We start from the raw sequence: 14281 nt of genomic DNA on the forward strand, positions 1-14281 counted from the left end.
AATCGCGCGCGAGGGCGGCGTGGTGCTCCAGCTCCCGGAGCGCGTGAGGGTCCGCCCCATGGAGTGCCCCATGTCGAACATCGCCCCGTCTCCTGTGTCCCGCTGGATGCCCCTGCTCGCGCTCGTCGTGGGCTTCGCCACGGGATGTGTCTTCGTCGATGGTCACGGCTCCGGTTGGGACGAGGAAGGGTCCTCGTGTTGGAGCGACTCGGACTGTCGCTCCGACCAGTACTGCATGCGCGGCCAGTGCGAGGTGCTCAGCGTCGAGGCCGAGGCGTGCCGCTCCGCGAGCGACTGCACGAAGGGCGATACCTGCGTCAACGGCGTGTGCAACCAGTCCTGCTCCCGGGATTCGCAGTGCGCCGCGGGCTTCGTGTGCGACGGGAACTACTGCCAGGTGAAGGGCGGCAAGCCCACGGATGGCGGCACGAGGCCCTCGGACGGCGGCACCGGCACGGATGGCGGCACGAAGCCCTCGGACGGCGGCACCGGCACGGATGGCGGCTCCTGCCCCCGGGGTGATGCCGGCACGCCCGCCACGGACGGCGGCTCGGCGCCCGGGTGCGTGCGCAACACCGATTGCGCCACGGGCTCCTACTGCATCAACAACGCGTGCGTGCGCGGCTGCGCGTCCGACACGGAGTGCCGGGCCACCGAGGCGTGCGTGAGCAACCTGTGCCGCCCGCGTCCCACGGCCTCGTGCACGAGCGCCGCGCAGTGCGCCTCGGGCCAGGACTGCGTGGATGGCTCCTGCCGCGCGCCCTGCGCTTCCACCACGGCGTGCCCCTCCGGCCACGTGTGCAAGGTGGGCTACTGCTCGCCCTCCAGCACCCCGGGCAGCGGCGCCACCTGCGCCGTCAACTGCGACTGCCCCTCGGGCGAGCGCTGCGTGGAAGGCGCCTGCCAGATCTGATCCGGCTGGGGGACGCGTTTCCTCAGTCCGTGCTTCCTGAATCGAGTCCCCCATGGATTTCTCCGCGTTGTCCCTCTCCCCGCCCTTGTTGCAGGTGCTCGGGGAGCTGAAGTTCCAGAGCGCCACGCCCATCCAGGCCCAGACCATCCCCGTGCTGCTCGCGGGGCGGGATCTGGTGGGCCAGGCCAAGACGGGCAGTGGCAAGACCGCCGCGTTCGCGCTGCCCCTGCTGCACCGCACGCGGTTGGACCGGCGGCGGCTCCAGGGGCTCGTGCTCTGTCCCACGCGCGAGCTGTGCGCGCAGGTGGCCGGGGAGTTGCGCCGTCTGGGCCGGCGCCTGCCGGGCCTCCAGGTGCTGGTGCTCGCGGGCGGCCAGCCCCTGCGTCCCCAACTGGAGGCCCTGGAGAAGGGCGCCCACCTGGCCGTGGGCACGCCGGGGCGCGTGTTGGACCTGCTCCAGCGCGAGGCCCTGGACACGCGGCAGCTCGCCACGGTGGTGCTGGACGAGGCGGACCGGATGCTCGACATGGGCTTTCGCGAGGACATGGAGCGCATCCTCGGCGCCACGCCGCCCACGCGGCAGACCGTGCTCTTCTCCGCGACATTCCCCGACACCATCGAGGCGCTCAGCCGCTCCTTCCAGAAGGAGCCCACGCGGGTGACGGTGGAGGAGGCGCCGGGGGCCGCGCCGGACATCCAGCAGCTCGCCTACACGTGCCTGCCCGAGGACAAACCGGCGCTGCTCTCGCGGCTCTTGCGCCACCACCAGCCCGGCTCCGCGCTCGTGTTCTGCAACCTCAAGGTGACGGTGGCGGAGCTCTCGCGCGCGCTGCGCGAGGCGGGGGTGAGCGCGGATGGGCTCCAGGGGGACATGGAGCAGGGCGAGCGCGACCAGGTCATGGCGCGCTTTCGCAACCACAGCATCCGGGTGCTCGTCGCCACGGACGTGGCGGGCCGGGGCATCGACGTCGAGGCGCTGGACGCGGTCGTCAACTTCGACCTGCCCGCGCAGCCCGAGGCCTACGTGCACCGCATCGGCCGCACGGGCCGCGCGGGTCGGCGGGGTCTGGCCCTGTCGCTGCTCACGCCCAAGGACGAGCGTCGGGTGGAGGAGCTGGAGCGGGTGCTGGGCACGCCGCTGGAGCGCGCGCGGGTGGAGGCGCTGCCGGCCGAGGGGGCGTCCGCGCGGGGCGCGCTGGCCTCGCCCTGGGAGACCTTGTGCATCGGCGCCGGGCGCAAGGACAAGATGCGGCCGGGGGACATCCTCGGGGCCCTGACGGGGGAGGCGGGCGGCCTGGATGCGTCCCACGTGGGGAAGATCGAGATCCAGGATCGGCTGTCCTACGTCGCCGTCTCCCAGGGGCTCGTGCGGGTGGCGCTCCAGCGGCTGCGCGACGGGCGCATCAAGGGCCGCAAGCAGCGCGTCGACTGGGTGCGCTGACGCCCCGGAGGCTCTTCCGGGGCGCCGGCCCACTCGGACTTCAGCACGTCAGCCGCGGCTCACAGGGCGCTGCGGCAGCTGTTGCCCACCTTGTCCTTGATCTTCAGGTTGCAGCCCTCGACCGCGTTCTTGAAGGTGTCGCGGGTGGACGGCGAGCACTCGGGCAGGGTGCGCAGGCAGTCGGCGTAGTCGTTGATGGCGTCCTGCTCCGCGTCCGTGCACTTGTCGACGGTGCGCTCGCACTGGGTGACGTTGAAGGCCTCGTTGTCGAAGATGTTCTCGAGCGAGCTGCTGCAGGGGCTGTACTTGGCCCGGTAGGTGTCGGACGCATCCAGCATGTCGTCGCAGATGCTCCCACAACCCGTCAGCGCCAGGGCCGCGAAGGCCACGATTCCGGCAAACTTCTTCATGGTGGTCCGCTCCTCAACTCGTCCCTCATGGACGTGAATGGGGCGCGCACATACTACGGCCGCGCGGCGCTTGGCCAGCCAACCCGCGAGGGCCTCGCCGCACGCGGGCGCGGTGGAACGGAAGATGACGACGGGGCCGGAATCCCACCGAATCGGCTTGCAAAAGCGTGTCACAGCGCACAGTCATCGGACGCTTTTTTCCCCCCGGAGGAGAATTTCCATGAAGCGCGGACTCGGAGTGGTGGTGGGGCTGCTGGCCCTGACGGCGTCGGCCAAGCCGGTGCAGAAGCCGGTGAAGTACGAAGTGGACGGCACGAAGTTCGAGGGCGTGCTCGTCTATGACGACGCGGTGAAGGGCGCGCGGCCGGGCCTGGTGATGGTGCCCAACTGGCTGGGCATCGCGCCGGCGAGCCTCAAGATGGCCTCGGACGTGGCGGGCAAGCAGTACATCGTCTTCGTCACGGACATGTACGGCGAGGCCGTGCGCCCCAAGAACCAGCAGGAGGCGGGGCAGGCCGCGGGCGCGGTGAAGGGCGATCGCAACGTCATGCGCGCCCGGGTGAACAAGGGCTTGGAGCTGCTGCGCTCCGAGGGCAAGGCGGCGGGCCTGGACGCCAAGAAGGTGGGGGCCATCGGCTTCTGCTTCGGCGGCACGAGCGTGCTGGAGCTGGCGCGCGCCGGGGCGCCCCTCGCGGGCGTGGTGTCCTTCCACGGCGGGCTGGACGCGCCCATGCCGGCCACCGAGGGCGCGGTGAAGGCCAAGGTGCTCGCGCTGCACGGCGCGGATGACCCGTTCGTGCCGGCCGCCGAGGTGGCGGGCTTCCAGGAGGAGATGCGCAAGGCCAAGGCGGACTGGGAGCTGGTTGCCTACGGCGGCGCCGTGCACAGCTTCTCGGAGCCCGAGGCCAATGCCCCGGGTCAGGCCCAGTACAACCCGAAGGTGGCCAAGCGCGCCTTCCAGGCGATGAACAACTTCTTCGCCGAGGCCTTCGGCAAGTAGTCCCTCGTGCCCGGGGGGGTGGACCCCGCGTCCACCCCTCTTGTCGTGCTCCCACCCCCTCGCCCCGCTCGTCGAGATGAAGATCTTCAACTGCCAGCAATGCGGCCTGATGGTGTACTTCAGCAACACGCGGTGCGAGCGCTGTGCGCACGCGCTGGGCTACCTGCCGGAGCTGACGACCCTCAGCGCCCTGACGCCGCTGGAGGACGGGCGCTTCAGCCCCCTGGCCGCGCCGGAGCGCACCTCCCGGTTCTGCGCCAACGCGGCCCACGCGGCGTGCAACTGGCTCGTGCCCGCGGACAGCCCCGACGACTACTGCCGCGCCTGCCAGCTCAACCGGACCATTCCGCCGCTGAACGAGGGGGACAACCTGCTGCGCTGGCAGCGGCTGGAGGTCGCCAAGCACCAGCTCGTGTACGGCCTCTTGCGCTTGGGCCTGCCGGTGGTGGGCAAGGGGGAGGAGCCCGAGCGGGGGCTCGCCTTCGACTTCCTCGCGCGCTTGAAGGGCAAGGGCGGCAAGCCGGCGCCCGTCGTCACGGGCCATGCCTCGGGGCTCATCACCATCGACGTGACCGAGGCGGATGACGCCGAGCGCGAGCGCCACCGCCGCGACCTGGCCGAGCCCTACCGCACGCTGCTCGGACACTTCCGGCACGAGGTGGGGCACTACTACTGGGACCGGTTGGTCAATGGCGGGCCGTGGCTCGACGCCTTCCGGACGTTGTTCGGCGACGAGCGCCAGGACTACGGCGAGTGCCTGAAGGCGCACTACGCGGACGGTCCGCCCGCGGACTGGCGGCAGCGCTTCGTGAGCAGCTACGCGAGCACGCACCCCTGGGAGGACTTCGCGGAGACGTGGGCGCACTACCTGCACATCGTGGACACGCTGGAGACGGCGCATGCGTTCGGCCTGCGCGTGCAGCCCCGGGGCGCCCAGGACGCCGCGCTCACGATGGAGATCGACTTCGAGCCCTACCACCAGTCGGACTTCGACGTGCTGCTCAAGACGTGGCTGCCGCTCACCTACGCGGTCAACAGCCTCAACCAGAGCATGGGGCAGCCGGACCTCTATCCCTTCGTGCTCGCGCCCGCCGTCATGGGCAAGCTGCGCTTCGTGCACGCCCTCGTCTTTCCCGCCAAGGTGGCGGCCATGAACGCCCTGTCGGCCATGCAGTGAGGCCGCGGGGCCTGGAGCGGTGATGAAGATCCATCCGTGGGCCCTGGCCCTGTTGTTGTCCTCCGCCTGCGCCACCAATGGCGCGCGCACCTCGGACTTCGTGCTGCGGGGGGAAATCCCCGCGGATCCAGAGGGCCTCGGGCTGGCGCTCTACCAGACGCTCGGCACGCCCTTCACCGAGGGCAACCAGGTGGAGTGGATCGACAACGGCGCGCTCTTCGACCTCATCGCCAAGGACGTGCGCACGGCGAAGTCCTCCATCAACATCGTGCTGTTCATCTGGCGCTCGGGGGAGCCGGGGGACTCGCTGGCCCGGGAGATCGCCCAGCGCACGAAGGAGGGCGTCGTCTGCCGGGTGTTGCTGGACCCTTTTGGCAGCAACGACCTGGAGATCGTCAAGCCCCAGTTGGAGCGCGCGGGGTGTGACGTGCGCATCTTCCGGCCGCTGCCCGCGGACGAGACGCTGGCGCGCAACCACCGCAAGCTCGTCATCGTGGACGGGCGGGTGGGGTACACGGGCGGCTTCGGGGTGCACACGGTGTGGCTGGGGGACGCGCGCAACGAGAACGAGTGGCGCGACGTCGCCGTGCGGGCCGAGGGGCCCGTGGTGGCGCAGATGCAGCAGGCCTTCGCGGAGAACTGGCAGGAGATGGGGGGCGTCTTGCTGCCCGCGTCCGATTTCGCCGCCCTGCACGCCCCGGGCAAGGCCGGCGGGGCGCGCGCCGCCTACGTGAGCAGCACGCCCAACCCGGAGTTGTCCCGCGCCGAGCGCAGCATCCTGCTCATGTGCAAGGCGGCGCGCAGCCGGCTGTGGATTGGCCAGTCCTACTTCACGCCCACCTCCAGTCTGCTCGAGCTCCTGGTGCAGCAGGCGCACTCCGGCGTGGACACGCGGGTGCTCGCGCCCGGGGACAAGAACGACCAGCCGGCCATCACCCTCACCCAGCGGCTGTCCTACCCGGACCTGGCCACCGCGGGCGTGCGCCTGTGGGAGTGGCCCATCTCCATGATGCACTCCAAGGTCATCCTCGCGGATGACCACCTGGTGATGGTGGGCTCCATCAACTTCGACATCCTGTCCTACCGGCTGATGGAGGAGGGGGCGCTCATCGTGGACGACAAGGCCTTCGCCCGGCAGGCCGAGCGCGCCTTCCTCTCCGACTTCCAGAAGTCCGTGGAGGTGGGGCAGCGCTGGTACGGCTCGCGCTACGGCAAGGAGTAGCCTCCCGCCAGGACTATTCGCGCGGCGCCACGAGCCGCCAGCAGCGGTGGATGTGCTCGCGCTGGAAGTCCTCGGGGATGGAGCCGGGGGTGAGCTCGGTCACGCTCGCGTAGTCGCGCACCGCCGCGTCCTTGAGCTCGAAGCCGAGGAAGTTGGTGGAGAAGTAGAGCACCCCGCCCGGGGATAGCAGCGCGCCCAGGGCCTGGAGCATCTTCACGTGGTCGCGCTGCACGTTGAAGCTGCCCTGCATCTTCTTGGAGGTGGAGAAGGAGGGGGGGTCGCACACCACCAGGTCGAACGTCTCCTCGGGAGCCTCGGCCTGGGACAGCACCCACGCCAGGGCATCGCCGCGCAGCAGCGTGTGCCGGGCGCTGGAAAGCCCGTTGAGGGCGAGGTTCTCCTCGGCCCAGTCGAGGTAGGTGTTGGACAGGTCCACGCTCAGGGTGCGCGAGGCCCCGCCCGCGGCGGCGTACACCGTGAACGCGCCCGTGTAGCAGAAGAGGTTGAGGAAGCGCTGGCCCCGGGCCTCCTCGCGCACCCGCGCCCGCGTCACCCGGTGGTCCATGAAGAGGCCCGTGTCCAGGTAGTCGCCCAGGTTCACCCAGAACTTGAGCCCCTGCTCCTCCACCACGAGCTTCTCGGAGCCCTCGCCCACGCGGCCGTACTGCGCGCGGCCCCAGGGCTGGGGCAGGTGGGTCTTCACGTGGATGCGGGCCTCGGGCACCTCCAGCACGGCGCTCACCGTGGCCAGCACCTCGGCGCGCTGGGCCTCCAGGCCGCCGCCCTTGAGCGCCCGGCGGCGCGGGTACTCGACCAGGTGCACGTGCTCGCCGTAAACGTCCACCGCGAAGGGGTATTCGGGGATGTCCCGGTCATACACGCGAAAGGCGGTGAGCCCCCGGGCCCGGGCCCACTTGCGGAAGTGCCGCGCGTTCTTGCGCAGGCGGTTGTCGAACATTCCACCCGCTGTCGGGCCTGGACCCTCTGTCGTCATGTCCGCTCTCTTCTCCGACTCGACGCCCCGCGGCAAGCCTTCCTGTGCTAGGTCGGCTCCCATGCGCTTCGATACCCTCGCCATCCACGCCGGCCAGGAGCCGGATCCCACCACGGGCGCCATCATGACGCCCGTGTACCTGACCTCCACCTACGTCCAGGCGGGCCCCGGGGAGCACAAGGGCTACGAGTACAGCCGCACGCAGAACCCCACCCGCAGGGCGCTCCAGGACTGCCTCGCGGCGCTGGAGGGGGCCAAACACGGCCTCGCGTACGCGTCGGGCCTGGCCGCCACGGACAACCTGATGCACCTGCTCAACGCGGGGGACCATGTCGTCGTGTCCGACGACGTGTACGGCGGCACCTTCCGCATCTTCGACAAGGTGTGGAAGCGCCACGGCCTGGACTTCTCCTTCGTGGACCTGTCCAACCCGGACGCCTTCGAGGCCGCCATCACCCCGAAGACGAAGATGGTGTGGGTGGAGTCGCCCACCAACCCCATGCTCAAGCTCATCGACCTGGCGCGCATCGCCGAGACGGCGAAGAAGCGGGGCATCCTCTCGGTGTGTGACAACACCTTCATGACGCCCTACTTCCAGCGCCCGCTGGAGCTGGGCTTCGACGTGGTGACGCACTCCACGACGAAGTACCTCAACGGCCACAGCGACGTGGTGGGCGGCTTCGCCTGCACGAGCCACGACGACCTGGCCGAGAAGATGTTCTTCCTGCAGAACGCCGTGGGCGGCGTGCCCGGCGCCATGGACAGCTTCCTCGTGCTGCGCGGCGTGAAGACGCTCGGTGTGCGCATGGAGCGCCATGCCCAGAACGCCATGAAGATCGCCGAGTTCCTCGCCTCGCACCCCAAGGTGAACAAGGCCACCTACCCGGGCCTCACCAGCCACCCGCAGCACGCCCTGGCCCGCAAGCAGATGAAGGGCTTTGGCGGCATGATGACCTTCGACATCAAGGGCAGCCTGGAGGCGGCGCGCACGTTCCTCAAGACGGTGAAGGTGTTCGCCTGCGCCGAGTCGCTCGGCGGCGTGGAGTCGCTCATCGAGCACCCGGCCATCATGACGCACGCCTCGGTGCCCCAGCACACGCGCGAGGCGCTCGGCATCTCCGACGGGCTCATCCGCCTGTCGGTGGGCATCGAGGACGCGCAGGACCTCATCGACGACCTGCGCCAGGCGCTCGAGCGCGCCTGAGCGCCCTCGGGGCCGCGGGGCGCTACTGTTTGCAGGGCATGTAGAGCCCCAGCTGCGCATCCACCTGGACGTAGATGCGCAGGAAGTTCGCGTGGGGGTGCACGCCGGTGACCTCCGAGCGCAGCACCTGACCGCGCACGCAGCCCTGGTCCTCGGCGAAGGACAGCTCGGTGGACAGCTTGTCCTTCACCGCCGCGAGGCGCTCGGACACGTCCACCCGGAGCGCCTGCCGGGCCTGGTCGCGGATGGAGGCGTAGTCCAGGGCGAACTTGAGCTTCACCAGCTCGCTCGCCGTGCCCGGGGCGATCTCCAGGTCCGGCACGGACAGCTGGTTGTCGAGCACGTGGGGGTGGCCGGCGAAGAACAGCTCGCCCCCCACGGGCACCGCGTAGCCGCCCACCTGGGCCTTGCCGCCCAGGTTCATCCGGATGACCACCGAGTCGTGCGAGGGGTAGACCTGGGGGCGCTCCATATAGAGCTCCGGGTTGGACGCGGAGAAGTAGAGCCGCCCGTTCATGGACGTCTCCAGCGCCCGGGACAGCTCCTCGTAGCGCGCGGCCACGGGCACCACCACCCGGAAGGGTCCGGAGGGCAGGGTGGACACGTTCTGCAGGAGCGGGATGGGCACGGGCGGCCGGGCGGGGGGCGGCGGCGGCACCGAGAGCTCCGGCCCGGGGGCGGGCGGGGCGTAGCTCGCCAGGCGCGTGTCCCCCGCGTCCCCCGTGTCCGGCGTGCCGGGGCTCGCGGTCTCGGGCGGGGGCGGGGCGCGGAGGCTGGCCTCGGGCGTACAGGGCAGGGTGACCGAGGGCATCACGACGATGCCCAGGTCCTTCTCCAGGCCATCGGCGAGCACCGTGGGCGCGGCCTCCAGGCTCGTCACCTTGAGCTCGGCGCACGCCACTTGGTCCCCCACGGGAATCTCGATGGGGCGGGCGAGCTGCTCGAAGGCCCGGCTCAGGAGTGGCCGCACGTCGAAGCGGAACGTGTCCACGGTCTTCATCACCGTGTCGCGCAGCGTGGCCTCGATGGCGCGGTTGACCGACTCCACGGGCCCGGAGGCCACCACCTGCACCTCGGTGGACTGCAGCAGGGCCTGGAAGTCCGGCGTCATCACGGGCTCGCCGGCCAGGGTAATGGTGAGGGGCAGGGTGCGCTCGCCCAGCAGGTTGAAGCGGCCGTGCACCGCCACGCCCACCACCACGCGGCCCCGGTCGAACTTGAGCGTCACCGGCTCGCGCTGCCAGGTGTAGTGGACGCGCTGGCCGGCGAAGACCTGGGCATCGCCCTCGCCCGTGCGCGGCAGGCTCTCGGCCATCTTGCGGATGAGCGCCTCGCGGAAGACGGTGGCGTGCAGGACGATGCGCGAGGGCGGCGGATCCGACACCGGCCGGCCCCCATTGGCCGCGGGCGCGGTGGGCCGCAGGTGCTGCGGTTCGATGCGGTGGCCGCACGCCCCGAGCAGCAGGGTCGTGAGGAGCACGGGGACGGGACGGAGGCGCGAGCGGGACATGGTCGGGGTGCACCCGGGGGTGCGGACGGGGACGATACCCCGGGGGGGGTGGTGACTTCAGTCACCACCTGGAGACTCCAGTCACCAGCGCGGGGCTCGCTCCCTGGAGACTCCAGTCACCAGGGGGGCTGGTGCTGTCCCAACTTTTCGTGGAATATGAGGAACTTAGCGAAGGTGTCGGTCCGGGTATGCCCTGGCACACCTCCTGCTAAGGTGTATTCCCGTCACCGACGCACAGGTCGCCGGTTCTCCAAACCCCGCCGCTCCCCCTTCGAGGTCTCCCATGGCTATCGGTCCCGTGAACCGCTCTCCCATCGCCCCCACCACCCCGAAGCCGAGCCGCGTGGAGGTGAACGTCGACAACAAGGGCCTGACGAACACGGGTGTGACGGTCAACCTGCCCAACAAGCCGACGATGCCGAAGCCGACGGCGCAGGACGTGAAGGACACGTTCACGCAGGGCGCCAAGGACACGCTCACCTCGGCCCTCAAGGGGCTCATCCCCACGCTCTCCACGGGCGTGCAGGGCAGCTCGGGCAACCCGGACTTCAAGGCCACGGGCGGCGCGGGCGCCACGGGTCAGGCCGGCGCGAGCGTGGGTCCGGACGGGGCGCAGGCGGGCGCGAGCGGCTCGGCGGGCGCGGGCGTGGGCGGCGTGAAGGTCGAGGGCGAGCTGCCCGGCGGCATCCAGGGTGAGGCGCACGTCAACGGCCCGAGCATCAGCGTCGAGGGTCATGCCGACGCCAAGGTGGGCAAGGACGGCCTGGACATCAACCTGGGCGTGGAAGTGGACGCCACGCTGGCGGACGCCGGCGCGAGCGCCAAGAAGACGATCGACTTCGAGGTGGCCGGCGAGAAGTTCTCCGCCGAGGTGGACCTGTCGGCGGCCGGCAAGATCGGCGCGGACGGCAAGATCAACCTGAACGTGCACCTGGGCCTGGACGGCAAGCCCTCCATCACCGCGAGCGCCGAGGGCTTCGCGGGCGCCAAGGCGGAGCTGACGGGCTCGGTGGCCCTCAAGCACGACGGCGACACCATGGTGAGCGGCAGCGTGACGGCCAGCGCCACGGCGGGCATCGGCGGCAAGGCCCACGCGGACATCGGCATCAGCGGCGGCAAGGTGAAGTTCGACGTGGGCGCCGAGGCCACGGTGGGCGCGGGCCTGGGCGTGGAAGTCGCCGGTGAGGTGAACATCCCCGAGATCGCCGAGGCGGTGGCCGACGTGGGCATCGGCGCCGTCGGCGGCAAGATCGAGGAGGGTTGGAACAAGTTCAAGGACGGCATCGGCGGCCTGTTCAGCTAGTCCGCGCGTTCGCTCCCATCGCTTCACTCCCCGAGGGGGATCCGTCACCGCCAGGCGCGGGAGCGGATCCCCCTCGGTATTTTCGTCTCCCGGCGCCTAGACTGGACGCCGCGCTTCCTTCCCCCTTCGTTGAAAAGGTGTCCCCCATGACCGTCTCCCCTCATGCCGCCGAAGGCGTGCGTCTGATGACCCAGGGCATGCTCGCGCCGGCCGCTCAGTCGTTCGACCGCGCCCTGACGGAGAACCCGCGGGACCTCACCGCGCTGCTCGGGCTGGCGCGGCTGCGGTTGGCGCTGAGTGACAACGCGGCGGCCCGCACGCTGCTGGGCCGGGTGCTGGAGGTGCAGCCCACGCACCCCGAGGCGCTCGGGCACCTGGCGCGGCTGGACGCCGAGGCGGGGGACGAGAAGGCCGTCACGGTGCTGCGGGGCCTCGCGAGCCAGCTGGACGCGGGCTTCTTCGAGTTCCTCAACCTCGGGCGGGTGCTGCTGGCGCGCGACGTCTTCGAGGAGGCCGCGGTCGCCTTCGAGCGCGCGCGCAAGCTGCAGCCCAACGACTACCACGTGCTCACCTACCTGGGCCTGGCCCTGCGGCCCCTGGGCAAGACGGACGAGGCGCTGGCCTGCTTCCTCAAGGCCTCGTCGCTGACGCAGCACGAGCACCTGCCGCTGCTGCACGCCGCGCGCCTGCTCGCCTTCAAGGGCCAGGTGCCCAAGGCGCTCGAGTACATGCGGCAGGCGCTGTCGCGGGCGCACGACAAGGCGGAGATCTACCCGGAGCTCATCAAGCTCATCATCCTCACCGGGGACGCGAAGGGCGCGGCCCAGACGGCCGCCGAGTTCCGCAAGACGAGCCCCCAGAGCGCGGAGGGCGCCTACCTGCAGGGGCTCGCGACGCTGCTGTCGGGAGACCCCCAGGGCGCCGATGCCCCGCTGCGCGATGCCATCGCCCTGGAGCCGCGCACGGTGGAGGCCCGCGTGGCGCTCGCCAACGTGCGCCGGCTGCTCAAGGACCCCGCCGGAGAGCTGAAGCTCCTGGAGGAGGCCAACAAGGTGGACCCCACGGCGGCCGCGCCCGCGTGCGACCTGGCGGTCCACTACCTGTCCAAGCCGGCCGGCGCGGGCCGGGCCCAGGCCATCCAGGTGCTCACGCCGCCGCTCGCCGCGAGCCCGGAGGATGCCAACCTCAACCTGAACATGGCGCTGGCCCTGGCCGACACCGACAAGGCCCGCTCGCGCGAGCACGCGCGCAAGGCGCAGAAGAGCTCGCAGCCGAGCATCCGCGAGCAGGCGGACCGGCTGCTGGCCAGCCTGGGCTGAGTCAGGCGCCGTCCGCCGGGGCGCGGCCGAGCAGCTGCTCCACGCGCTCGGCGGCGTCCGACAGGGTCTGGGTGCAGGGGTAGCACCCCTCGCCGCAGCACTCGGGCCACTCGGCGCGAGGGGTGCGCAGGCGCTGGAGCACCGCCGCGCGGTAGGCGCGCGGCAGGCCCACGTCGTCGCAGGCCCGCAGCACGGCCTCCCGCAGGGCCTCCTCCTCCGCGTCCGGTGGCATGCGCGGGGGCGTGCTCAGGGCATGCTGCGGTGCATGTGCTCGATGAGATCGATCTTGGTGACGATGGCGAGCACCTTCTCGCCCTCCTTCACCACGGCGACCTTGTCCTGGTTGAACACCTCGCGCAGCCGGGGGAGGCTCGTCTCGGGCGCCACCACGCCCTGCATGGGCGCCACGATGCTGTCGATGGGGTCGGCGAACTTCACCTGCGCGGCCACGAGCGCGTTGAGCAGGTCGTACTCGTGGATCATCCCCAGGGCGCGGCCCTCCGCGTCGAGCACGGGCATCTGGCTGATGCCGCGCTGGCGCATGGTCTCCACCACCTGGTCCACCCGCTGGCCCTTGCGCGCGGTGATGACCTCGCCGCGCTTGCCCTGGAGCAGGTCGCGCACCGTGCCCGCGCCCTTCTCCTCGAGGAAGCCGTTGTCGCGCATCCACTCGTCCGAGTGGAACTTGCTGATGTAGCTCATGCCGGTGTCCGGCAGGATGACGACGATCGTCTTGCCCTTGCCCACTTCCTTGGCGAGCTGCACCGCCACGTGCACCGCCGCGCCGGACGAGCCGCCCGCGAAGATGCCCTCCTCGCGCGCGAGCCGCCGCGCCGCCACGAAGCTCTGGCGGTCATCCACCTGGCGCACGTCGTCCACGACCTTGAAGTCCATGGCGCCGCAGAGCATGTCCTCGCCAATGCCCTCGACCTTGTAGACGTGCGGCTCGGTGAGCTTGCCCGTCTTGAAGTAGCCCTCGTACACGGAGCCCTCCGGGTCCACGCCCACGTTCTTGAGGCCGGGGATCTTCTCCTTGAGGAACTTGCCCGCCCCGCTCATGGTGCCGCCCGTGCCCAGGCCCGAGACGAAGTAGTCCATCTTCCCCTCGGTCTGCTCGAGCAGCTCCGGGCCGGTGATCTTGTAGTGCGCCTCGATGTTGTCCGGGTTGTGGTACTGGTTGAGCATGAAGGCGCCGGGCGTCTCGCGGTGCAGGCGCTTGGCCGTCTCGTAGTAGCTGCGCGGATCCTCCGCCGGCACGTTCGTGGGCGTCACCACCACCTGGGCGCCCAGGGCCTTGAGCCGGTTGATCTTCTCCAGCGACATCTTGTCCGGCATGGTGAAGATGCACTTGTAGCCCTTGACCGCCGCGGCCAGCGCCACGCCCATGCCCGTGTTGCCCGAGGTGTTCTCCACGATGGTGCCGCCGGGCTTGAGCTTCCCCTCCCGCTCGGCCTTCTCGATGATGTAGAGCGCCATGCGATCCTTGATGGACGCGCCGGGGTTCATGAACTCGCACTTGACGAGCACGGTGGCGTCATTGGGTCCCACCAGCCGCTGCAGCTTCACCAGCGGGGTGTGGCCAATCGCGGAGAGGATGGTGTCGTGGATGTCCATGGGAGACTCGCTCGGGGCTAAGGGAGTGGGGGGCCGTTATACGCAGCCCCGGAGAAAGGGGTCGACCCTCGCGGTGAGCGCCGCCTCCGTCTTCGTTCAACACCCCGGGGGGGCCCGACCCTCCCGGGCCGGGGCCCGGTGACTTTCCAACAGGGCGGGGGAGCGGGCGGGCGG

Annotated in this window: 13 protein-coding genes; 8 read left to right on the plus strand and 5 right to left on the minus strand. The window is 70.6% G+C overall.

Annotated elements, in window-relative coordinates; all coding sequences use genetic code 11:
• Window positions 1-70 precede the first annotated feature (70 nt).
• Together I3V78_RS12460 and dbpA are read left to right on the plus strand one after the other, a co-directional pair.
• Window positions 71-913, plus strand: coding sequence for a DUF7107 domain-containing protein (locus tag I3V78_RS12460; RefSeq protein WP_204487412.1), 843 nt, complete (start codon window positions 71-73; stop codon window positions 911-913).
• Between the two features lie 52 nt (window positions 914-965).
• Entirely contained in the window at window positions 966-2354 is a 1389-nt protein-coding gene (dbpA, locus tag I3V78_RS12465) for an ATP-dependent RNA helicase DbpA (RefSeq protein ID WP_204487414.1), read from the plus strand.
• Window positions 2355-2413: 59 nt separating this feature from the next.
• Here the strand turns inward: dbpA and I3V78_RS12470 are convergent, their stop codons facing one another.
• Window positions 2414-2764, minus strand: a complete 351-nt coding sequence (locus tag I3V78_RS12470) for a hypothetical protein (RefSeq protein ID WP_204487416.1) — start codon at window positions 2762-2764, stop codon at window positions 2414-2416.
• A 220-nt stretch (window positions 2765-2984) separates the two neighbouring features.
• Here I3V78_RS12470 and I3V78_RS12475 point away from each other — a divergent pair, with 220 nt between their 5' ends.
• The 3 genes from I3V78_RS12475 to I3V78_RS12485 are packed head-to-tail and all read left to right on the plus strand — an operon-like array spanning window position 2985 to window position 6163.
• Window positions 2985-3764, plus strand: a complete 780-nt coding sequence (locus tag I3V78_RS12475) for a dienelactone hydrolase family protein (protein ID WP_204487418.1) — start codon at window positions 2985-2987, stop codon at window positions 3762-3764.
• A 40-nt stretch (window positions 3765-3804) separates the two neighbouring features.
• On the plus strand, window positions 3805-4941 hold the full coding sequence (locus I3V78_RS12480; RefSeq protein ID WP_204487420.1) for a zinc-binding metallopeptidase family protein: 1137 nt from the start codon (window positions 3805-3807) through the stop codon (window positions 4939-4941).
• A gap of 22 nt (window positions 4942-4963) precedes the next feature.
• Window positions 4964-6163 carry a phospholipase D-like domain-containing protein gene (locus tag I3V78_RS12485; RefSeq protein ID WP_204487423.1) on the plus strand — a complete coding sequence of 400 codons (1200 nt, stop codon included), beginning with the start codon at window positions 4964-4966 and terminating at the stop codon, window positions 6161-6163.
• A 13-nt stretch (window positions 6164-6176) separates the two neighbouring features.
• On the opposite strand, the gene I3V78_RS12490 is transcribed toward I3V78_RS12485, so the two are convergent.
• Window positions 6177-7157: a class I SAM-dependent methyltransferase gene (locus tag I3V78_RS12490; protein ID WP_239576397.1), complete on the minus strand. Its 981-nt coding sequence runs from the start codon at window positions 7155-7157 to the stop codon at window positions 6177-6179.
• A 61-nt stretch (window positions 7158-7218) separates the two neighbouring features.
• Between I3V78_RS12490 and I3V78_RS12495 the strand changes: the two genes are divergently transcribed.
• Entirely contained in the window at window positions 7219-8361 is a 1143-nt protein-coding gene (locus tag I3V78_RS12495) for a cystathionine gamma-synthase (protein WP_204487428.1), read from the plus strand.
• 22 nt (window positions 8362-8383) lie between these two features.
• On the opposite strand, the gene I3V78_RS12500 is transcribed toward I3V78_RS12495, so the two are convergent.
• Entirely contained in the window at window positions 8384-9871 is a 1488-nt protein-coding gene (locus tag I3V78_RS12500) for a DUF4403 family protein (RefSeq protein ID WP_204487429.1), read from the minus strand.
• A gap of 283 nt (window positions 9872-10154) precedes the next feature.
• Here I3V78_RS12500 and I3V78_RS12505 point away from each other — a divergent pair, with 283 nt between their 5' ends.
• Window positions 10155-11174: a transporter gene (locus I3V78_RS12505; RefSeq protein ID WP_204487431.1), complete on the plus strand. Its 1020-nt coding sequence runs from the start codon at window positions 10155-10157 to the stop codon at window positions 11172-11174.
• Between the two features lie 146 nt (window positions 11175-11320).
• Window positions 11321-12493 carry a tetratricopeptide repeat protein gene (locus I3V78_RS12510; protein ID WP_204487433.1) on the plus strand — a complete coding sequence of 391 codons (1173 nt, stop codon included), beginning with the start codon at window positions 11321-11323 and terminating at the stop codon, window positions 12491-12493.
• A 1-nt stretch (window position 12494) separates the two neighbouring features.
• On the opposite strand, the gene I3V78_RS12515 is transcribed toward I3V78_RS12510, so the two are convergent.
• Together I3V78_RS12515 and I3V78_RS12520 are read right to left on the minus strand one after the other, a co-directional pair.
• Complete coding sequence (locus I3V78_RS12515; RefSeq protein ID WP_204487435.1) at window positions 12495-12725, minus strand: hypothetical protein; 231 nt, start codon at window positions 12723-12725, stop codon at window positions 12495-12497.
• 14 nt (window positions 12726-12739) lie between these two features.
• Window positions 12740-14107, minus strand: coding sequence for a pyridoxal-phosphate dependent enzyme (locus I3V78_RS12520; RefSeq protein WP_204487437.1), 1368 nt, complete (start codon window positions 14105-14107; stop codon window positions 12740-12742).
• Window positions 14108-14281: the final 174 nt, after the last annotated feature.

Origin of the sequence: Archangium primigenium, from assembly GCF_016904885.1 — a bacterium.
GTDB lineage: Bacteria > Myxococcota > Myxococcia > Myxococcales > Myxococcaceae > Cystobacter > Cystobacter primigenius.